Genomic DNA, 20,281 nt, shown 5'->3' with positions numbered 1-20,281 from the left:
AAAAGCCCTGTCCAATTAAGAACAGGGCTATCTGTATTTTGATGAGGAAGAATATTATTCTCCTTTATCTTCTTTTGTTTCTTCAGCTGCAGGAGCGTCAACAACAGCTTCAGTTTCAACTGCAGTTTCTGCTTTAGCAGGAGCGTCAGTAGCATCAGCTTTCTTAGTAGTAGCTTTACTTCTACCACGACGAGTTGTTTTCTTCTCTTCAGTAGCAACTTCTTTACCGTAAACTTCGTTGTAATCAACAAGTTCGATGAATGCCATCTCAGCGTTATCACCTAAACGATTGTTTAATTTGATAATTCTGGTATAACCACCTGGACGGTTAGCAACTTTTGCAGCTACATCACGGAACAATTCAGTAACTGAATCTTTGTCCTGTAAATAACTAAAAACTGTACGACGAGAGTGAGTAGTATCGTTTTTAGATTTAGTGATCAGAGGCTCAACATACATACGCAAAGCTTTTGCTTTTGCTAAAGTAGTAGAGATTCTTTTGTGTTTGATCAATGATGAGGCCATGTTAGCCAACATCGCTTTACGATGCGACTTAGTTCTGCCTAAGTGATTGTGTTTTTTACCGTGTCTCATTTTTTTTCTATTTAGTCTGTACCGTCTCTTCTGAATTAAAGAGGGAATTACAGGCTATTAACAATTTGTTATTTGTCTGTTGAAATTATTCTTCGTCCAGTTTGTATTTACCTAAATTCATACCGAATGATAAGCTTTTAGATTTTACTAATTCCTGGATTTCAGTTAATGACTTCTTACCGAAGTTTTGAATTTAACATATCAGCTACATCATAAGAAACTAAATCAGCCAGTGTACGGATATCAGCTGCTTTTAGGCAGTTTAACGCACGAACTGATAAGTCAAGATCAACTAATTCAGTTTTAAGGATTTTACGCATATGTAAAATTTCCTCATCAACTTCTTTAGTTTCTTCTTTAGCCTGAGATTCTAATACTAAGTTCTCATCAGAGAACAGCATGAAATGCTGAATTAAAATTTTAGCTGCTTCTTTTAATGCTTCTTCAGGATGAATAGATCCGTCAGTAGAGATATCTAAAATTAATTTTTCATAATCTGTTTTTTGCTCAACACGGTAATTTTCAATCGTGTATTTTACATTTTTCATTGGAGTAAAGATCGAATCGATTGCGATTACACCAACTACAGCATCATTAATTTTGTTTTCTTCAGCTGGAACATAACCACGTCCTTTATTGATAGTTAATTCTACCTCTAAAGTAACTGATTTCTCCATGTTACAAATTACGAATTCCGGATTAAGGACTTCGAAATTGTTAGAGAACTTAGTTATATCGCCTGCAAGAAATTGATCCTGGCCATTAACTACAATAAAGACTTTTTCAGATTCACCTGAATCACCAGCTTTTTTAAAACGAACTTGTTTCAAATTAAGGATAATTTCAGTTAAATCCTCTACAACACCTTTCATTGTAGAAAATTCATGTGATACGCCAGAAAAACGAATACTTGTAATGGCATACCCTTCTAAAGAAGAAAGTAAAATTCTTCTTAAGGCATTACCAATTGTTACACCGAAACCGGGTTCTAAAGGACGAAATTCAAATATACCATCGAAATCCGTTGATTTCTGCATGATGACCTTATCGGGTTTCTGAAATGCTAAAATTGCCATTTATAATGTTTTTAGATCGTTATTAAAATTATGTAACGTAAAATAGTTAAAGCCTGTATAAAAGGCTTTAACTAAATTTATTACTTAGAGTACAACTCTATAATAAGGTTTTCTTGATATTTTCTGGAATCTCGTCGCGATTTGGATAAGTTAAGAACTTACCGCTTAATTCCGATGCATTCCAATCTAACCAATTAAACTTATTGATTACTCTTCCTGCTACTGAATTAGTGATGCTTTCAAGAGTTTTAGATTTCTCACGAACTGCAACAACGTCACCAGCTTTCAATTGATAAGAAGGGATATTTACTACTTCACCGTTCACTGTTACGTGTTTATGGCTAACTAACTGACGAGCAGCAGAACGAGTAGTTGCAATACCTAATCTATAAACTGTATTATCTAAACGAGCTTCTAATAATTGTAATAAGTTATCACCTGTAATGCCCTGACGGGAAGATGCTTTAGTAAACAAGTTACGGAACTGACGCTCTAACACACCATAAGTGTATTTAACTTTTTTTTTCTCCATTAACTGTACTGAATACTCAGATTGTTTACCTCTTCTTTTAGACGCACCGTGCTGTCCAGGAGGATAGTTTTTTCTATCTAATACTTTATCAGGACCGAAAATTGGTTCTCTGAATTTACGCGCGATTTTGGATTTTGGTCCTGTATATCTTGCCATTGCTTTTTGTTTTAAAGTATCATACAACCTTAAGCTGCAGACTCTTAGCTTTAAAAATTAATAAATTAAACTCTTCTCTTCTTAGGAGGACGACATCCATTGTGTGGAAGCGGTGTAATATCTTTGATTGAGGTAACTTCGATACCAGAGATTTGCAATGTTCTAATTGCAGACTCACGACCTGAACCTGGACCTTTAACAAAAAAACTTCTACTTTACGCAGACCTAAATCAAAAGCTACTTTACCACAATCAGATGCAGCTTGTCCGGCAGCGTATGGAGTGTTCTTTTTAGAACCCTTGAAGCCCATTTTACCAGCTGAAGACCATGAAATAGTTTGACCGTTGTTATTTGTTAGGGTAACAATGATATTATTAAAAGTCGCATTGATATGTGCTTGACCTACTGGTTCAATAACAACAATACGCTTTTGGTTACTTTTTTACTCTTAGCCATAATTATTATTCGTTACTAATTTTATTTAGTAGCTTTTTTCTTGTTAGCAACTGTTTTTCTCTTGCCTTTACGAGTACGAGAATTGTTCTTAGTACGTTGTCCACGTACCGGTAAACCTTTTCTGTGACGTAATCCGCGGTAACAACCAATATCCATTAAACGCTTAATGTTTAATTGAACTTCAGAACGTAAAGCACCTTCTACTTTAATTCCGTCGTTAATGATTGTACGTATCGCTGATAATTCATCATCAGACCAGTCTTGTACTTTTTTGCTAAAATCGATACCTGCCTCAGTTAATATACGCTGAGCAGTTGATCTGCCTACACCAAAGATGTAAGTTAGTCCAATTTCGCCTCTTTTGTTTCTTGGTAAATCTATACCTGATATCCTTGCCATATTTGTACTAAATGTTTGATTAATTGACGACAGATTGAGTAACCTGTACATTCAATCTAATCATACCTCAATAATTCTTTTTAACCTTGACGCTGCTTGTACTTAGGATTTTTCTTGTTGATTACGTAAAGTTTACCTTTACGACGAATAATCTTGCAATCAGCGCTGCGTTTTTTAATTGATGACCTAACTTTCATTTTATTTATATCTATAAGTAATCCTGCCCTTTGATAAATCGTAAGGCGACATCTCTAATTTTACTTTATCCCCTGGTAATATCTTGATGTAGTGCATCCTCATTTTACCTGAGATATGGGCTATAATCTCGTGACCATTCTCCAGCTCAACGCGGAACATGGCATTTGATAATGCTTCTCTTATTACACCGTCTTGTTCAATCGAGGCTTGTTTAGCCATATAATATTGATTTTTACTTGATTAGCTGCTATTAAACAGGGTTGCAAAATTAAATAAAAATATTTAATTATTTACCTTTTTTCTTTTAAAACTTCTTCAATAAATGAAAAGGTCGATAAAACGTCTGCCTTTCCCTTTTTAATGGCGATTGTGTGTTCAAAATGTGCCGACGCAGAATTGTCACCACTTGTAACAGTCCATCCATCAGACCAAAACTTTACATTAGCAGTACCGGCATTAATCATTGGCTCAATGGCAATTACCATTCCTTCCTCTAATTTCATCCCTGTGCCCCGTTTCCCATAATTTGGTACTTCAGGCTTCTCATGTAATTTAACACCAACACCGTGACCAACAAGCTCTCTCACTACACCAAAACCATTCTCCTCTGCCAGTGACTGAACTGCAAACCCCACATCACCGATACGGGATCCGACAACAGCCTTATCAATGGCACGCTTTAAACATTCCTGAGTTATATCAACAAGTTTCTGACGTTCAGGGCTAATTTCTCCGATAGAGAAAGTATAAGCTGAGTCACCAAAGAAATTGTTTTTAATAACACCACAATCAACAGAAATTAAATCACCTTCCTGTATCACATAGTCACCTGGAAATCCATGAACAACCTGCTCATTAGGAGAAATACATAAAAGTGAGTACGGAAATCCGTTATAGTTTAGAAATGCAGGGATTGCTCCGTTATCTTGTATATAAGTCTCCGCGAGTTTGTTTAACTGCATCGTTGTAACTCCTGGCGCTATGATTTTCGCAACCTCTGCGAGCGTCTTAGACACTAATAATGAGCTTTCCCGGATTAGCTCTACCTCTTCGGGAGACTTATAATAAACCTTAGACATTCAATATTAAATTACAGCACTGCTGCTGCTTGTATTTGCAGCGGCTACACCGGTACGACCTGTTACTCTTCCTGTTTTCATTAATCCATCATAATGACGCATTAATAAATAACTTTCAATCTGTTGCAAAGTATCCAATACAACACCTACTAAAATCAGCAGGGATGTACCACCATAGAAATGCGCAAATTCTGATTTGATACCGAATTTTACTGCAATCGATGGAAGGATAGCGATAATAGCTAAGAATACTGAACCTGGAAAGGTGATCTTAGAAATTACATCATCATCATGAATGAATGATGAAGTTGACAAACCTGGTTTAATACCCGGAATGAAACCGCCATTTTTCTTCATATCATCAGACATCTGTACCGGATTAACAGTAATCGCAGTATAGAAGAATGTGAAAGCAATGATTAAAAATGCAAATGTTAAGCTATAGGCCAGTGAAGTAGGATCACTAAACTGAACTAACCACGTGTTCTGCAATTTAGGGAAGAACTGAGTAACTGTAGTTGGAATAAACATCAGTGCCTGGGCAAAGATGATAGGCATTACACCTGCAGCATTCACTTTCAATGGGATATATTGTCTTACTCCTCCGAATTGTCTGTTACCAACAATACGTTTTGCATATTGAACAGGAACCTTACGGACACCCTGAACAATAAGGATAGTAAACATTACCACAGCAAACAGTGCTACGATTTCCAGAACCAGCGCAATTAAGCCACCGTCTCCAACAAATCTTGAACTGATCTCCTGTTGTAAAGCTATCGGAAGACGAGCAATAATACCAACCATGATGATTAGTGAAATACCATTTCCTATACCTTTATCAGTGATTTTTTCCCCTAACCACATCACAAACAAAGTACCTGCTGATAAAACAAATGTTGCAAGCACAAAGAATAAAGTGTGGTCTATCAGAATTGCTTCTGCTGGAACCTGAGTCTTTACATAACCAACAGCCTGAACAGCTGTAATAGCTACAGTTAAGTAACGGGTAATCTGATTTAGTTTATTTCTGCCACTCTCTCCTTCTTTTTGCATTTTCTGGAAAGAGGGAACAGCGATACCTAATAACTGAACTACAATTGATGCAGAAATATATGGCATTACCCCAAGTGCGAGAATAGATACGCGGGAGAATGATCCCCCAGCAAACATATCCAGCAGACCCAGGATTCCAGATTTCTGATTATCGCCTAAAGCTGTTGCATCCACACCTGGTAAAACCACGTGAGAAACGAACCTGTAGACCAAAAGAATTACAAGCGTAAATACTATACGCTCTTTTTTTACTTTGAATTTTCCAAATATTACTTAAAGTAGTAAAGAGCTTCTTCATTAATTATAATTAATTACAATTTCTCTATTGAGCCTCCAACAGCTTCAATAGCTTTCTGTGCAGTTGCAGAAAAAGCATGTGCTTTAACTTCGATTTTAGATTTTACTTCACCACGTCCTAAGATCTTAACAAGGTCGTTTTTGTGCGCCAAACCATGTTCTTGCAAAGTAGCAAAATCAATAGCAGTCAGGTTGAATCTTTCCGCTAAACCTTGTAAAACGTCTAAGTTAACGCCTACATATTCAACACGGTTAATTGGTTTGAAACCAACCTTAGGTACACGACGTTGTAATGGCATTTGACCACCTTCAAAACCGATTTTAGTTTTGTGACCAGAACGCGATCCAGCACCTTTATGACCACGAGTGGAAGTACCACCACGACCAGAACCAGTACCACGACCTATTCTTTTACTATTTTTAGTAGAACCTGATGCAGGTTTTAAATTACTTAAGTTCATTTTGAAACTTATTGTGCTGCCCTTCGCTTTCACTAATCAGGGCAACGGTTAAACATATACAAAGGTTGCAAATTAGCAAAATTAAACTAATTTACAACCTCTGCGAATTATATACTTTCGATAGCTACTAAGTGATTAACTTTTCTTATCATTCCAATGATAGCAGCGTTAGCTTCAACTTCTACAGAATGGTTTATTTTTCTTAAACCTAATGCCTGAATAGTTCTTTTTTGACGTTCGCTTCTGTCAATGATACTTTTTATCTGGGTTATTTTGATCTTAGCCATGTTCTTATCCGTTAAAAACTTTGTTTAAATCAACACCACGTTGCTGAGCGATGGTATAAGCATCACGCATTTTTGTTAAAGCATCTACTGTTGCTTTTACCACGTTGTGAGGATTTGATGAACCTTTTGATTTTGCTAATACGTTGTGTACACCAGCACTCTCTAAAACAGCACGCATTGCACCACCCGCGATAACTCCAGTACAGTACCTACTGCAGCTGGTTTGATTAATACAAAACCACCTGAGAATTTACCGATTTGTTCGTGAGGAACAGTACCGTTTAATAAAGGAACTTTTACTAAGTTCTTTTTAGCATCATCGATACCTTTAGCAATAGCTTCAGTTACCTCTTTTGCTTTACCTAGACCATAACCTACAATTCCGTTTTCATCTCCAACAACTACGATAGCTGAGAAACTGAAAGTACGTCCACCTTTGGTTACTTTGGCAACACGTTGTATACTAACTAAACGGTCTTTTAATTCGACCTCGCTAGTCTTAACTCTTTTTATATTGATAGTTGACATTCTTCTCCTATTTTCAGATTAAAATACTAAACCAGCTTCACGGGCACCTTCTGCCAACGATTTTACGCGACCATGGTATAAATAGCCATTTCTATCGAAAACAACTTCTTTAATGCCAGCTGCGATTGCTTTTTCAGCTACTAATTTACCTACAGCTACAGATTGCTCTGATTTGTTTCCATCATTACCAGAAAAATCTTTTGATAATGATGATGCTGATACGATTGTGCTTCCAGTTACGTCGTTAATGATTTGAGCATAAATTCCTTTATTGCTTCTATAAACTGATAAACGTGGACGGCTTTCAGAACCGGTAAGTCTTTTTCTGATTCCTTTTTTTATACGATCTCTACGAGATAATTTTTTCCCTGCCATGATGATTATTTTTTAGAAGCTGATTTACCTGCTTTTCTTCTTAACACTTCGCCTACAAACTTGATACCTTTACCTTTATATGGCTCTGGTGCACGTAACGAGCGTATTTTCGCTGCTACCTGACCGATCAGTTGTTTGTCAATACTTTCTAAAATGATTTTAGGAGTCTGACCTTTTTCTGAAGTCGTAGTAACTTTAATCTCTTCCGGTAATTGGAATACATAATGGTGAGAGAAACCTAAAACAAGATCAAGTGTATTACCTGTGTTAGTTGCGCGGTAACCCACACCAACTAATTCCTGAGAGATTTGTAACCTTCTGTTACGCCAATAACCATATTGTTTAACAATGAACGGTATAAACCATGCAATGCTTTGTGTCTTTTTTGTTCAGTCGGGCGAGTTACAGTAACTACACCGTCTTCCTGAGAAACAGTGATGTCTACATCAACTGCTTGTTGTAATTCACCTTTTGGGCCTTTTACAGTTACTAAATTATCTTTATTAACTGTAATTGTTACTCCAGCAGGTACATTAATTGGGGCTTTTCCTATTCTTGACATTTTGCTATCCTCCTTTAATTAATAAACGTGACACAAAACTTCGCCACCAATGTTTAGTCTGGCTGCTTCTTTATCTGTCATAACTCCTTTAGAAGTAGACAAGATAGCGATACCTAAACCGTTCAATACTCTTGGCATATTATCAACGCCTGCATACTGCCTTAAACCTGGCTTGCTGATACGCATCAATGTGCGGATAGCAGGTATTTTAGTTATAGGATTGTATTTCAAAGCGATTTTAATCGTCGTTCCTTGAACTGTTGTGTCCTCAAACTTGTAGTTGGCAATGTAACCTTTGTCAAAAAGTACTTTAGTAATTTCCTTTTTAAGATTTGATGCAGGAATTTCTACAATTCTGTGATTTGCCTTAATGGCATTTCTTACTCTTGTAAGATAATCTGCTATTGGATCTGTATTCATCTTTGTTGATTTGTGATAGTGGTTTCCTTTCCGAACTATTCGGAGCGACCTTCCATCGGTTAATTTTTCTATTTAAGCGTATAACGTTAGAAGTTAAACGCATGACGCGTAAAACTCTCTAACGTAAAACGATTTTACCAGCTTGCTTTGGTAACTCCAGGAATTTTTCCTGCTAATGCCATATCACGGAATGTAACCCTTGATATACCGAAAGTACGCATGTAACCACGTGGACGGCCAGTTAATTTACAACGATTGTGTAAACGTACTGGTGATGAGTTTTTTGGTAACTTATCTAATCCTTCGAAATCACCTGCAGCTTTTTATTCTGCACGTTTATCTGCATACTTAGCTACCAATCTCTGGCGCTTAATTTCGCGAGCTTTTACACCTTCTTTTGCCATTATTGATCTGTATTAAGGGTTTGGTTTTTAAACGGTAATCCAAATTGCTTTAAAAGTTCCAATGCTTCAACATCAGTTGTTGCTGATGTTACAAAGGTAATATCCATACCTAAAATCTTAGAGATTTTGTCGATGTTGATCTCAGGGAAGATGATTTGTTCAGTAATACCTAATGTGTAATTACCTTTTCCATCAAAACCTTTATCGTTAATACCTTTGAAATCACGGATACGTGGTAAAGCTACGGAAATTAAACGATCTAAAAACTCAAACATGTTGTTATCACGTAAAGTTACACGTACACCTACTGGCATACCTTTACGTAATTTGAAGTTTGAGATATCTTTTTTAGATTTCGCACCTACTGCCTGCTGACCTGTGATTGTGCTCATTTCTAAAATAGAACTGTCCATAATCTTTTTCAGTTACAGAGAAACGACCAACACCTTGGTTGACAGCTATCTTCTCTAACTTAGGAACCTGCATTACGCTTTTGTAATTGAACTTCTCTTTCAGAGCAGATACAATTTCCTCTTTGTATTTAGTTTTTAATCTTGGTATGTAAGTCATTATTTGATCTCCTCTCCTGATTTTTTAGATACCCTAACTAATTTCCCAGCAGCGTTAAGCTTTCTGCCAACACGCGTAGTTTTTCCTGATTTAGGATCAATTAACGCAACGTTAGAAATATGAAGAGCAGCCTCTTTTTTAATGATACCTCCGTTAGGATTAGCAGCATTTGGTTTTGTATGTTTAGACACAAGGTTAACACCTTCTATCAGTATCCTGCTTTTAGTAATTAATACTGAAAGCACTTTACCTTCCTGGCCTCTTGAATCACCAGCGATAACCTTTACTAAATCTCCTTTACGGATTTTAATTTTTGGTTGAACAGTTACTTTATTTTTCATTTTATAATACCCTCCGGTGCTAATGATACAATCTTCATGAATTGTTTCTCACGCAGTTCTCTCGCTACCGGGCCAAAAATACGTGTTCCACGCGGCTCATCTTGTGCATTTAATAAGACTGCTGCATTATCGTCGAAACGGATGTAAGAACCATCTTTACGTCTGATCTCTTTCTTTGTTCTTACAACAACTGCTTTAGAAACGGTTCCTTTTTTAATGTTACCTGAAGGCAATGCACTTTTAACGGTAACAACGATTTTGTCACCAATAGAAGCGTATCTCTTTCCGGTTCCACCAAGTACACGGATAACCAATACTTGTTTTGCGCCGCTATTGTCGGCTACGTTTAATCTTGATTCCTGTTGTACCATGTTATTTAGCCCTTTCTAAAATTTCCACTAATCTCCAGTTCTTGTTTTTACTCAGCGGACGAGTCTCCATGATAAGTACTGTATCACCAATACCACAATCGTTTTTCTCGTCATGAGCCATAAATTTGGTAGTTTTCTTAACAAACTTACCATAGATCGGGTGTTTCACTTTACGTTCTACCGCTACAACAACAGATTTATCCATTTTGTTGCTTACCACCAACCCGGTTCTTGTTTTTCTTAATTGTCTTTCCATTTCGACTCTAAAGTTATTTAGTTTCACTAGCTGACTCAGCATTACGCTTAGTCATTTCAGTATTTAATCGGGCGATGTCTTTTCTTACCTTAGTGATACGGGTAGGATTCTCTATAGCCGAAATTGTATGTGCAAATTTTAACTTAACTAAGTTTTCTTTTTCTTCTGCAATCCTGACTACTAGTTCTTCTTTTGAAAGCCCTGTGATTTCTGAGTTCTTCATTTTATTAATTTTTATGTTCTGGGTCTAGCGGTTATAAAAACAAGTTACTTACAACATTGACCCCAAAACTCTTTTTATGCTTCTACGTAATCTCTACGTACTACAAACTTTGTTTGGATAGGTAATTTTTGAGCAGCTAATCTCATTGCTTCTTTAGCAACTTCTAACGATATACACCTTCAGCTTCAAAAATGATGCGTCCTGGTCTAACAACAGCTACCCAGTACTCTGGAGCACCTTTACCTTTACCCATACGTACTTCAGCTGGTTTCTTAGTAACCGGTTTGTCCGGGAAAATTCTAATCCACACTTGGCCTTCACGTTTCATGAAACGAGTTACCGCAATACGGGCTGCCTCTATCTGACGACTTGTAATCCAGGTCGCCTCTAAAGATTTAATCCCGAAAGACCCGAATGATAATTCAGCTCCACGTGTAGCTAAACCCTTCATTCTGCCCTTTTGCATCTTTCTGAACTTCGTTCTTTTTGGCTGTAACATTTTATCTTAATATTATCGTAAAACGATCTGTTAACTAATTATTTACGAGGACCTCTGTTAGGAGTATTTCCGCCTCTATTATCTCTACCTGGACCGCCTTGACCTGGACCACCCTGACCTGGACCTCTTCCACGACCACCTTTGTTGTCGTTTCTTCTGTCACCACCCCACGGTTATCTCTGTCTCTGCCACCTGCACCAAAAGCACCTTCAGGTCTGCCACCTTTACCAGGAGCGTTACTTACTGCACCAATGTTTGGAGAAAGATCACGTTTACCATAAACTTCGCCTTTACAGATCCATACTTTAACACCAATCTTACCATAGGTAGTTAATGCCTCAGCTAATGCATAGTCAATATCAGCACGGAAAGTATGCAAAGGAATTCTTCCTTCTTTATACTGCTCGTTACGAGCCATCTCTGCTCCGCCTAAACGACCTGAAGTCATTATTTTGATCCCTTCAGCTCCCATACGCATTGTTGATGCGATAGTTGACTTCATGGCTCTACGGAAAGAGATTCTTGCCTCTAATTGTTTTGCTACACCTTCTGCTACCAGTTGTGCATCAAGCTCAGGACGTTTGATCTCAAAAATGTTAATTTGAATTTCCTTTTTAGTCAATTTCTTTAACTCTTCTTTGATCTTATCAACCTCAGCTCTCCTGCTTTACCAATCACGATACCTGGACGGGCAGTGTGGATAGTTACAGTGATACGTTTTAACGTACGCTCGATAACTACTTTAGCTACTCCTCCTTTTGCGATACGCACAGAAAGATATTTTCTTATTTTTTCGTCCTCAACTAATTTGTCAGCATAGTTGTTGCCACCGAACCAGTTAGAATCCCAACCTCTGATGATTCCTAACCTGTTTCCTATTGGATGTGCTTTTTGTCCCATTTCTACTAATTAGTTTGAGTTTCAACGTTTTTACTATCTACTATCAAAGTTACATGGTTAGAACGCTTACGTATTCTGTAACCACGACCTTGAGGTGCTGGTCTCAGTCTTTTCAACTGACGGCCGCCACCAACCATTATCGTTTTCACGTATAATTGGTTTTCTTCAGGGCGAGAACCTTCATTTTTAGTTTCCCAGTTTTTGATTGCTGATAACAAAAGTTTTTCAACTCTTATTGCAGCTTCTTTATTGGTAAATTTTAAAATATGTAATGCTTTCTCAACACGCTCACCTCTGATAAGATCTACAACCAAACGCATCTTACGTGGTGAGGTTGGACAATTGTTTAATTTCGCTACTGCTTCCATCTCTTAATTATTTTTTCTTTTCAGAGTGACCCCTAAATGTTCTGGTTGGAGCAAACTCTCCCAGCTTGTGACCAACCATGTTTTCTGTTACGTATACCGGTATAAATTTATTACCGTTATGCACTGCAAATGTATGACCCACAAAATCTGGTGAGATCATTGATCTGCGTGACCAAGTTTTAATGACAGACTTTTTGCCTGAATCATTCATAGATACTACTTTCTTCTCTACGTTATGGTCAATATAAGGTCCTTTTTTAATCGAACGAGCCATTATTTCTTCCTTTTCTCTATGATGAAACGATTTGAGTATTTTTTAAGTTGACGGGTCTTGAAGCCTTTAGAATACATACCATTCCTTGATCTTGGCTGACCACCTGATGAACGACCTTCACCTTCACCACCACCCATTGGGTGATCGACAGGGTTCATCGCAACCGGACGTGTTCTAGGACGACGTCCTAACCAACGTTTACGACCTGCTTTACCTAATACTTCATTTGCGTGATCTGAATTTGAAACAGATCCGATAGTTGCTAAACAAGTAGTCAAGATTAATCTTGTCTCACCTGATGGCATTTTCAATGTAGCATATTTACCGTCACGAGCAGCTAATTGTGCATAAGCACCAGCGCTACGAGCCAATTGAGCACCACGACCTGGATGAATCTCCACGTTGTGTACAATTGATCCCAAAGGGATATTCGATAATTTTAAAGCGTTTCCAACTTCTGGAGTCGCTGTATCACCTGATAATACTTTTTGCCCAACTTGTAAGCCTTCTGGTGAAATAATGTAACGCTTCTCACCATCAGCATAATGTAATAATGCGATACGTGCTGTACGGTTTGGATCGTATTCAACAGTAGCAACTGTTGCAGGAATATCAAATTTATCACGTTTAGTCAATTAAACGGTAAGATTTTTTGTGACCACCACCCATGTAGCGCATAGTCATCTTTCCTGTATTGTTACGTCCTCCCGATTTCTTAGAAGAAACAACCAATGATTTTTCGGGCTTGGTTGCTGTAATCTCCGAAAAACTGGCCCCAACTCTAAAGCGGGTACCCGGAGTGACTGGTTTAAATTTTCTTAAGCCCATAGTTATAAAATATTCAATTCTTATTAAATGTTCGCGTAATAATCAATTGTTTCACCTGCTGCCAGAGTAACAATCGCTTTTTTGTATTTCGGGCTACGACCCGTAACTAAACCACCTTTTGTATTTCTTGATTTTAACTTTCCGTTTACAATCATAGTATTGATTGCAAGGATGTTAACACCATACATTTTTTCGATAGCTTGTTTAATTTGCAGTTTGTTTGCTTTGTGTTCAACCTGGAAAGTAAAGCGGCTAGACTTTTCTGTAAGTGCAGATGCTTTTTCGGTTAGTATTGGTTTCTTTAAAAATTCCATATTACTTGGCAAATGCCTCCTCCAATGTTTTAACAGTATTTGCAGTTAACAAAAGTTTACCACAGTTTAATACATCATATGTATTGATCTGATCTACAGTAATTACTTTTACTTTCTGAATGTTTCTGCTTGATAAATAAATATTGTTATCCTGAACAGGTAAAACCAACAAAGTTTTCTCACCAGCTAAGCTTAACGCATTAACTAAAGCGATGTAATTTTTAGTTTTGATTGAATCAAAAGTGAAATCTTCTAAAACAAGGATGTTTGAATCCTGAGCTTTATATGACAACGCAGATTTACGTGCCAGTGATTTTAATTTTTTGTTCAGTTTAAAACTGTAATCACGTGGTTGAGGACCGAATACACGACCACCACCATTAAACAATGGAGATTTGATACTACCCGCACGAGCACCACCAGTTCCTTTTTGTTTATACAATTTACGTGTTGAACCAGCGATTTCATTACGTTGTTTAGACTTGTGAGAGTACCCTGACGTTGATTAGCCAAATACTGTTTAACATCTAAATAAATTGCATGATCGCTAGGTGTTACACCAAATACCGACTCAGGAAGTTGCACCTTGGCACCTGTCTCTTTTCCTGAAATGTTTACTACATTTAATTCCATCTGCTTACTTGTCTAAGATTACGTAAGAACCTTTAGCTCCTGGAATGGAACCACTAACTACAACAAGATTTTGATCTGCATAAACTTTCAAAACCTGTAAGTTCTGAACCTTCACTCTATCTCCACCCATTCTACCTGCCATACGCATACCTTTAAATACACGTGCTGGATACGAAGCCGCACCCAATGAACCTGGTGCACGCATTCTGTTATGCTGACCGTGAGTTTGTCCACCCACACCCGCAAATCCATGGCGTTTCACAACACCTTGAAAACCTTTACCTTTTGAAGTACCAACTACATCAACAAAATCGCCTTCAGCAAAAATGTTAACCGTTACAGTATCGCCTAAATTCACGATTCTTCAAACGGTTCAAATTCTACCAACTTGCGTTTTGGAGTTGTGCTTGCTTTTGCAAAATGGCCTTTTAAAGGCTTGGTGGTGTTCTTTTCTTTAGCTTCATCGAAGCCTAACTGAACTGAAACGTAACCGTCTTTCTCTGCGGTCTTAACCTGTGTAACTACACAAGGCCCAGCTTCGATCACCGTACATGGAATGTTTCTTCCATCGGCGTCGAAAATGCTGGTCATTCCTACTTTTTTTCCAATAATACCTGACATTTTCTTTTTTAAATTTAACACCCATCGAAGCAGTAGGGCTTCGTTCAAGGTGGATACACATCCCTATTAAGGGAGGGCAAAAATAAGAAATAAATCTTAATGATCAAATAGTTAGCGAATTTATTTTGCAAATAATTGCTATTATTTTTGGAGAGAATGGATAAAACGCGATTAAGCCATTATTTATCCTACTAGCTTGTTACTCAAACTGATCAGAATTACGCACAATACAAACATCCGATCAGCACATATAAATAATCGCGCTCAATTAAGAAGCCGAAAATCGAAAAAACGACGCGTGTAACAGGCGTAAATATCAGTAGCAAAGTTCCGAATTGTATGATGGCCCTTCCATCTAATACGCTCAACCCCTGAAAGATAGCAAGAATGGAAGAATATTTTGTTTTCGAAGGATTAAAAACGCTGTAATCAATGATTTCGCGACTATATCCGCTCAGATAAATCAGCCCGCCGATAAAAACGACAAGCATTGAAGCGATCACTCCTACCCGGAGTAATGTTCCCAGAATTACCTGTATATCCTTATCCGCGAAATAATGTTTACCCGTTTGCTTCATTACAGTTTTCCTGATAACCCGTTATAAATCATTTGCAGCGCCAGGAAAGTTACCACCACGGCAAATATAATCTTTAGTTTGTCTGTATTTGTCTTCACTAATAATTTAGAGCCAACAGTAGCCCCTGTCAGTACACCCAAAGTAACAGGCATGGCTATTCCAGGATCAATTTGTCCGCGGTGTAAATAGACAATTGCACTCGCTGCAGCAGTCACACCCATCATAAAGTTACTTGTTGTTGTAGATACTTTGAATGGTAAACGCATGATATTATCCATCGCTACCACTTTTAAAGCTCCAGAACCAATCCCCAGCAGACCGGAGATAATTCCAGCCACAAACATCATAATAAAGCCGCCTACCACATTATGTACGCCGTACTTGACTGTACCGTCAACAGTTGGATAGCTCCCGTTTAATTTAAAGAAATTAGCTAATACACCTGTCGCTTTATCGTCCGAATGATCAACTTTTTTACGCACCATCATAGCGGCTGAAAAAAGCAGGATACAACCAAAGATCACAGCAATGTATCCGGGATTGATATAAACAGTAATTACTGCGCCGATCACCGCACTGATTGTCGTTGCGATTTCCAGGAACATCCCAATACGGATATTGGTAATCCCTTCTTTGACATAAGCCGCCGCAGAACCAGAAGAAGTAGCGATCACAGAAACAATAGAGGCACCAATCGCATAATGGATGTCTACCCCTAAAACCAGTGTTAATAAGGGAATTATGATCACTCCACCACCCAGGCCCGTTAAAGAACCGACAAGTCCTGCTAAAAAAGCACCCGCCAAAACAATAATTGTAAATAGTAATACCGACATTGAGACAAATATACTATCTACAATCAAAACACAATAAAATTAAAATCTCATTGTTAAAAATTATAAATAATCTATTCCAAATGAACAAATTCTTATTCCCGCTCCTTACCCTTGTGATGATTAACCTATCATTTATGCAGGCTAGTGCCCAGATAAAAGCCCCTGTTGATAGTGCAAAAGCCGACCCAAGCTTAAGAGGTCAGTATGAGTTTATGCTTTCAAAATCAAAAACGGTCAGCACTTATAAACTGATCAACCCTTACAGGCTTTCTTCTTTTTATAAAAGTGTTACCGATTCGATCAGAAAAGAACGCAACACTTATAAAACTGCGAATGCAAAAGTTGCTGAACAAGCAAAAACAATCACCTATCTGAATAATCAGATCAAAGGAAACCAGAGCTCTCTGGCCTCTTCAAATTCAAAGGTAAATGAGATTACCTTTTTAGGAATTCCTTTTGCCAAAGGAACTTATAACACTATCGTATGGACATTGATTATTGTATTAGCATTAGGCTTTGCCTTTGTCACGATCAGATCAGCTAAAAATATTCACGAAGCTAAATACAGAAGTGGCCTGTATGAAGAAATCTCACAGGAATATCAGGCTTATAAAGTAAAGGCGAATGAAAAAGAAAAGAAATTGGCCAGAGAATTACAGGACGAACGAAATAAACTTGACGATTATAAAAGCAGGGGTATCTAAAGATACATAGCTAACAAATAAGAAGGCCATCAGATTTTGCTGGCCTTTTTTATTGCCCCACCGCCATGCCTAACACCCCAATAATGATGAGCACCCAAAGAATACTGCCGATGACGACTAACACCATTTGCCTCGTCTTCATTCCATCATCAGTATAAGTAAGTATTTCAGGAGATTGTTGTTTGGCATAATTCAAAGCTTTAACTGCCGGCAGGAAAAACAAACAATTCAGTATACCAACAAAAGAAAAGGGAGGTGGGAAGAATGAACAGCAGCTTACAACAACAATTATAATAAAACTGATTACCGGATAACAGCTACCTATAAACCCCTCCTGTTTCGCATACCGCTGGATCCTATTGAGCAGGGGCAATAAGAAAAAGGGATTAAAAACTACTCTTATGGCCGGATTGGCATCAGACCGCTCCTTCTGAATAAAAAAAATCCAGGCTTTGTAAATCCACCAAACCGGATAAAGTCCAAAAGTCAGGATACTCAAAAGTAAAAATTTAGATTCTTTAATGAGATATTGAGGTTCGATTTCAGCATCATACGCAGTAGATCCATCAATATAAGCGGGTTCATTCAGAGTAGTCATTCGTTTGAGTATTTAACCTAAACTAAACATAAAACACCAACAAACAAAACAAATTCTTTAAAATGAAAATGCCCTCGGAAATTCCGAAGGCATTTTCATTTTGTAAGCTAAAAAAGCATTAAACTTTAATTTCTACTTCAACACCGCTAGGTAATTCAAGCTTCATCAAAGCATCAACAGTTTTAGAGTTAGAGCTATAAATATCTAACAAACGTTTGTATGCACATAATTGAAACTGCTCACGTGCTTTTTTGTTCACGTGTGGTGAACGTAAAACAGTGAAGATTTTCTTTTCTGTTGGCAATGGAATTGGTCCACTAACAACTGCACCTGTAGGTTTTACTGTCTTAACAATTTTCTCAGCAGATTTATCTACTAAGTTGTAATCGTAAGATTTTAATTTAATTCTGATTCTTTGGCTCATCTTATTTTTATTTAAAGCCGCCTGTTAGAGCTATTAATAACAGGCAGCTGATTTGTTTTTTTATTAATCTGAAGACTTGATTCTTCCTTTAGATTAGCAATTACTTCTTCCATAACGTTTCTTGGAGCTGGTTCGTAGTGATCGAACTCCATTGTAGACGTTGCACGACCTGAAGTGATTGTACGTAACTGAGTTACATAACCAAACATTTCAGAAAGTGGTACAGTTGCTTTAATTACCTGAGAACCATTACGTGTATCCATACCTAAAAGCTGACCACGACGACGGTTCATGTCACCGATAACATCACCCATGTTTTCTTCAGGGGTTAAGATTTCGATTTTCATGATTGGCTCCATCAATACTGGGCTACATTTTGGTAATGCTTCACGATATGCCATTTTAGCAGCAAGTTCGAAAGATAAAGCATCTGAATCGACTGCGTGGAATGAACCATCAATTAAACGAACTTTCATATCTGGAAGTGGGTATCCAGCTAAAACTCCGTTAGACATTGAAGCAGCAAATCCTTTTTCAACTGAAGGAATAAATTCACGAGGAATAGAACCACCTGAAATTTCATTTACAAATTGCAAACCACCTTTTTCGTAATCAGCATCGATTGGCGAGATAACAACTTGAATGTCCGCGAATTTACCACGACCACCAGATTGTTTTTTATACGTCTCACGGTGTTGAATAGTACCAGTGATTGCTTCTTTGTAAGAAACCTGTGGAGCTCCTTGATTAACTTCTACTTTAAACTCACGTTTTAAGCGGTCAATAAGGATATCTAAGTGAAGCTCACCCATACCAGAGATAATAGTCTGACCAGAATCCTCATCAGTTTGTACTCTGAATGTAGGATCTTCTTCAGCTAATTTAGAAAGTCCGATACCTAATTTATCAACATCAGCTTGAGTTTTAGGCTCAATAGCTAAACCGATAACCGGCTCAGGGAAGTTCATTGACTCCAGAATGATTGGGTTTTTCTCATCACAAAGTGTATCACCTGTTTTGATATCTTTAAAGCCTACAACTGCAGCAATATCACCAGCTCCAACATTTGGAATAGGATTTTGCTTGTTCGCATGCATTTGGAAGATACGGGAGATACGTTCTTTGTTTTCAGAACGTGCGTTATAAACGTATGAACCAGCCTCTAAGTTACCCGAGTAAACACGGATAAAACATAAACGACCTACGAAAGGATCCGTTGCAATTTTAAATGCTAAAGCTGCAAAAGGCTCTGCCTCACTTGGTTTACGTAAAACTTCTAAGCCTGTATTAGGGTTAGTTCCAATTACACCTTCCTGATCCATTGGTGAAGGCAATAATTCCATCACGTAATCAAGCATTGTTTGAACACCTTTGTTTTTGAAAGATGAACCACAAACCATAGGTACAATTTTAGCATCTAATACAGCCTGACGTAATGCGTCTAAAACTTCACGTTCAGTGATAGTTTCAGGAGCTTCGAAGAATTTCTCCATCAAAGACTCATCATACTCAGCAACAGATTCTAATAATTTTTCTCTCCATTCAGCAACTTCATCCAGCATATCTTCTGGAATTGGCACTTCAGTAAAGGTCATACCTTTATCATGCTCATTCCAAACGATACCACGGTTGTTGATTAAATCAACTACACCTTTAAAGCCTTCTTCAGCACCGATTGGTAATTGTAAAGGAACTGCATTACTGCCTAACATGCTTTTAACCTGTCCAACAACTTTCAAGAAATCTGCACCAGAACGGTCCATTTTGTTTACGAAGCCGATACGGGCAACGTTGTAGTTGTTAGCAAGACGCCAGTTAGTTTCAGATTGAGGCTCAACACCATCAACTGCAGAAAATAAGAATACCAAACCATCTAATACACGTAGTGAACGGTTTACCTCAACGGTAAAATCCACGTGACCCGGTGTATCGATAATGTTAATATGGTAATCTTGTCCTCTATATTTCCAGCCAACAGTAGTAGCAGCAGAAGTAATAGTGATACCACGTTCCTGTTCTTGTGCCATCCAGTCCATTGTTGCCGCACCTTCGTGCACTTCACC

At 37.8% G+C, this 20,281-nt stretch carries 23 protein-coding genes and 12 pseudogenes; 1 reads left to right on the top strand and 34 read right to left on the bottom strand.

All coding sequences use genetic code 11. The features are described from left to right. Positions 1–54: 54 nt before the first annotated feature. The 31 genes and pseudogenes from rplQ to ACWYN3_RS32895 form a co-directional block, all read right to left on the bottom strand. On the bottom strand, positions 55–594 hold the full coding sequence (gene rplQ, locus ACWYN3_RS33045) for a 50S ribosomal protein L17 (protein ID WP_456218035.1): 540 nt from the start codon (positions 592–594) through the stop codon (positions 55–57). Between the two features lie 85 nt (positions 595–679). After that, positions 680–1,670, bottom strand: a pseudogene (locus ACWYN3_RS33040) (DNA-directed RNA polymerase subunit alpha). Between the two features lie 80 nt (positions 1,671–1,750). Continuing rightward, a pseudogene (rpsD, locus tag ACWYN3_RS33035) lies at positions 1,751–2,358 on the bottom strand (30S ribosomal protein S4). A gap of 65 nt (positions 2,359–2,423) precedes the next feature. Further along, positions 2,424–2,814, bottom strand: a pseudogene (gene rpsK, locus ACWYN3_RS33030) (30S ribosomal protein S11). A 21-nt stretch (positions 2,815–2,835) separates the two neighbouring features. Continuing rightward, complete coding sequence (gene rpsM / locus ACWYN3_RS33025; protein ID WP_037442576.1) at positions 2,836–3,213, bottom strand: 30S ribosomal protein S13; 378 nt, start codon at positions 3,211–3,213, stop codon at positions 2,836–2,838. 80 nt (positions 3,214–3,293) lie between these two features. Then, complete coding sequence (rpmJ, locus tag ACWYN3_RS33020) at positions 3,294–3,410, bottom strand: 50S ribosomal protein L36 (RefSeq protein WP_010599887.1); 117 nt, start codon at positions 3,408–3,410, stop codon at positions 3,294–3,296. A 1-nt stretch (position 3,411) separates the two neighbouring features. Next, the gene (gene infA / locus ACWYN3_RS33015; RefSeq protein ID WP_008244555.1) at positions 3,412–3,630 is read right to left on the bottom strand and encodes a translation initiation factor IF-1; all 219 of its coding nucleotides are present in this window, start codon (positions 3,628–3,630) and stop codon (positions 3,412–3,414) included. 71 nt (positions 3,631–3,701) lie between these two features. Beyond that, on the bottom strand, positions 3,702–4,490 hold the full coding sequence (gene map, locus ACWYN3_RS33010) for a type I methionyl aminopeptidase (RefSeq protein ID WP_456218034.1): 789 nt from the start codon (positions 4,488–4,490) through the stop codon (positions 3,702–3,704). A gap of 6 nt (positions 4,491–4,496) precedes the next feature. Further along, a pseudogene (gene secY, locus ACWYN3_RS33005) lies at positions 4,497–5,844 on the bottom strand (preprotein translocase subunit SecY). A 13-nt stretch (positions 5,845–5,857) separates the two neighbouring features. Then, positions 5,858–6,304 carry a 50S ribosomal protein L15 gene (gene rplO, locus ACWYN3_RS33000; protein WP_456218033.1) on the bottom strand — a complete coding sequence of 149 codons (447 nt, stop codon included), beginning with the start codon at positions 6,302–6,304 and terminating at the stop codon, positions 5,858–5,860. Positions 6,305–6,411: 107 nt separating this feature from the next. Continuing rightward, positions 6,412–6,591 carry a 50S ribosomal protein L30 gene (gene rpmD / locus ACWYN3_RS32995; protein ID WP_456218032.1) on the bottom strand — a complete coding sequence of 60 codons (180 nt, stop codon included), beginning with the start codon at positions 6,589–6,591 and terminating at the stop codon, positions 6,412–6,414. A gap of 4 nt (positions 6,592–6,595) precedes the next feature. After that, a pseudogene (gene rpsE, locus ACWYN3_RS32990) lies at positions 6,596–7,119 on the bottom strand (30S ribosomal protein S5). 18 nt (positions 7,120–7,137) lie between these two features. Further along, entirely contained in the window at positions 7,138–7,494 is a 357-nt protein-coding gene (gene rplR, locus ACWYN3_RS32985) for a 50S ribosomal protein L18 (RefSeq protein WP_456218031.1), read from the bottom strand. A gap of 5 nt (positions 7,495–7,499) precedes the next feature. Next, positions 7,500–8,056: pseudogene (gene rplF / locus ACWYN3_RS32980) on the bottom strand (50S ribosomal protein L6). 18 nt (positions 8,057–8,074) lie between these two features. Then, complete coding sequence (gene rpsH / locus ACWYN3_RS32975) at positions 8,075–8,476, bottom strand: 30S ribosomal protein S8 (RefSeq protein WP_456218030.1); 402 nt, start codon at positions 8,474–8,476, stop codon at positions 8,075–8,077. Positions 8,477–8,610: 134 nt separating this feature from the next. Next, a pseudogene (gene rpsN / locus ACWYN3_RS32970) lies at positions 8,611–8,880 on the bottom strand (30S ribosomal protein S14). Then, positions 8,880–9,450: pseudogene (gene rplE / locus ACWYN3_RS32965) on the bottom strand (50S ribosomal protein L5). The pseudogenes rpsN and rplE overlap by 1 nt, the downstream one beginning before the upstream one ends. Beyond that, positions 9,450–9,791 (bottom strand): 50S ribosomal protein L24, encoded by a 342-nt coding sequence (rplX, locus tag ACWYN3_RS32960; RefSeq protein ID WP_111633990.1) that lies wholly within the window; start codon positions 9,789–9,791, stop codon positions 9,450–9,452. The pseudogene rplE and the gene rplX overlap by 1 nt, the downstream one beginning before the upstream one ends. Continuing rightward, positions 9,788–10,162 carry a 50S ribosomal protein L14 gene (gene rplN / locus ACWYN3_RS32955; RefSeq protein WP_456218029.1) on the bottom strand — a complete coding sequence of 125 codons (375 nt, stop codon included), beginning with the start codon at positions 10,160–10,162 and terminating at the stop codon, positions 9,788–9,790. Before rplN ends, rplX begins: the two co-directional genes overlap by 4 nt. A gap of 1 nt (position 10,163) precedes the next feature. Then, positions 10,164–10,418 (bottom strand): 30S ribosomal protein S17, encoded by a 255-nt coding sequence (rpsQ, locus tag ACWYN3_RS32950; protein WP_037442595.1) that lies wholly within the window; start codon positions 10,416–10,418, stop codon positions 10,164–10,166. 13 nt (positions 10,419–10,431) lie between these two features. Further along, the gene (gene rpmC, locus ACWYN3_RS32945; RefSeq protein ID WP_068403496.1) at positions 10,432–10,641 is read right to left on the bottom strand and encodes a 50S ribosomal protein L29; all 210 of its coding nucleotides are present in this window, start codon (positions 10,639–10,641) and stop codon (positions 10,432–10,434) included. Positions 10,642–10,804: 163 nt separating this feature from the next. After that, entirely contained in the window at positions 10,805–11,140 is a 336-nt protein-coding gene (rplP, locus tag ACWYN3_RS32940) for a 50S ribosomal protein L16 (protein WP_456218028.1), read from the bottom strand. Positions 11,141–11,178: 38 nt separating this feature from the next. Beyond that, positions 11,179–12,040 (bottom strand): annotated as a pseudogene (gene rpsC, locus ACWYN3_RS32935) (30S ribosomal protein S3). A gap of 5 nt (positions 12,041–12,045) precedes the next feature. Beyond that, positions 12,046–12,408 (bottom strand): 50S ribosomal protein L22, encoded by a 363-nt coding sequence (gene rplV, locus ACWYN3_RS32930; protein ID WP_037442604.1) that lies wholly within the window; start codon positions 12,406–12,408, stop codon positions 12,046–12,048. Between the two features lie 7 nt (positions 12,409–12,415). Further along, complete coding sequence (rpsS, locus tag ACWYN3_RS32925; RefSeq protein WP_008244581.1) at positions 12,416–12,682, bottom strand: 30S ribosomal protein S19; 267 nt, start codon at positions 12,680–12,682, stop codon at positions 12,416–12,418. Next, positions 12,682–13,510, bottom strand: a pseudogene (gene rplB / locus ACWYN3_RS32920) (50S ribosomal protein L2). Before rplB ends, rpsS begins: the two are co-directional and overlap by 1 nt. 23 nt (positions 13,511–13,533) lie before the next feature. Then, complete coding sequence (rplW, locus tag ACWYN3_RS32915; RefSeq protein WP_068403500.1) at positions 13,534–13,824, bottom strand: 50S ribosomal protein L23; 291 nt, start codon at positions 13,822–13,824, stop codon at positions 13,534–13,536. A gap of 1 nt (position 13,825) precedes the next feature. Next, a pseudogene (gene rplD, locus ACWYN3_RS32910) lies at positions 13,826–14,457 on the bottom strand (50S ribosomal protein L4). A gap of 4 nt (positions 14,458–14,461) precedes the next feature. Then, positions 14,462–15,078: pseudogene (gene rplC / locus ACWYN3_RS32905) on the bottom strand (50S ribosomal protein L3). Between the two features lie 218 nt (positions 15,079–15,296). Next, the gene (locus ACWYN3_RS32900; RefSeq protein WP_456218027.1) at positions 15,297–15,656 is read right to left on the bottom strand and encodes a DUF1634 domain-containing protein; all 360 of its coding nucleotides are present in this window, start codon (positions 15,654–15,656) and stop codon (positions 15,297–15,299) included. Then, positions 15,656–16,492, bottom strand: coding sequence for a sulfite exporter TauE/SafE family protein (locus tag ACWYN3_RS32895; protein ID WP_456218026.1), 837 nt, complete (start codon positions 16,490–16,492; stop codon positions 15,656–15,658). Before ACWYN3_RS32895 ends, ACWYN3_RS32900 begins: the two co-directional genes overlap by 1 nt. Before the next feature lie 80 nt (positions 16,493–16,572). On the opposite strand from ACWYN3_RS32895, the gene ACWYN3_RS32890 reads away from it, so the two are divergent. After that, a complete protein-coding gene (locus tag ACWYN3_RS32890) occupies positions 16,573–17,196 on the top strand; it encodes a hypothetical protein (protein WP_456218025.1) in 624 nt (207 codons plus the stop codon). Between the two features lie 49 nt (positions 17,197–17,245). Here the strand turns inward: ACWYN3_RS32890 and ACWYN3_RS32885 are convergent, their stop codons facing one another. The 3 genes from ACWYN3_RS32885 to fusA all read right to left on the bottom strand — a co-directional run bounded on the left by ACWYN3_RS32885 (position 17,246) and on the right by fusA (position 20,275). Further along, complete coding sequence (locus tag ACWYN3_RS32885; RefSeq protein ID WP_456218024.1) at positions 17,246–17,794, bottom strand: hypothetical protein; 549 nt, start codon at positions 17,792–17,794, stop codon at positions 17,246–17,248. Positions 17,795–17,912: 118 nt separating this feature from the next. Beyond that, on the bottom strand, positions 17,913–18,218 hold the full coding sequence (gene rpsJ / locus ACWYN3_RS32880; protein WP_008244591.1) for a 30S ribosomal protein S10: 306 nt from the start codon (positions 18,216–18,218) through the stop codon (positions 17,913–17,915). Between the two features lie 11 nt (positions 18,219–18,229). Then, complete coding sequence (gene fusA / locus ACWYN3_RS32875) at positions 18,230–20,275, bottom strand: elongation factor G (RefSeq protein WP_456218023.1); 2,046 nt, start codon at positions 20,273–20,275, stop codon at positions 18,230–18,232. Positions 20,276–20,281: the final 6 nt, after the last annotated feature.

The sequence above is a fragment of the Pedobacter sp. NJ-S-72 genome (assembly GCF_053890575.1).
Note: the sequence above shows the minus strand (reverse complement) of the source record. Positions and strands in the feature narration are given on the sequence as shown.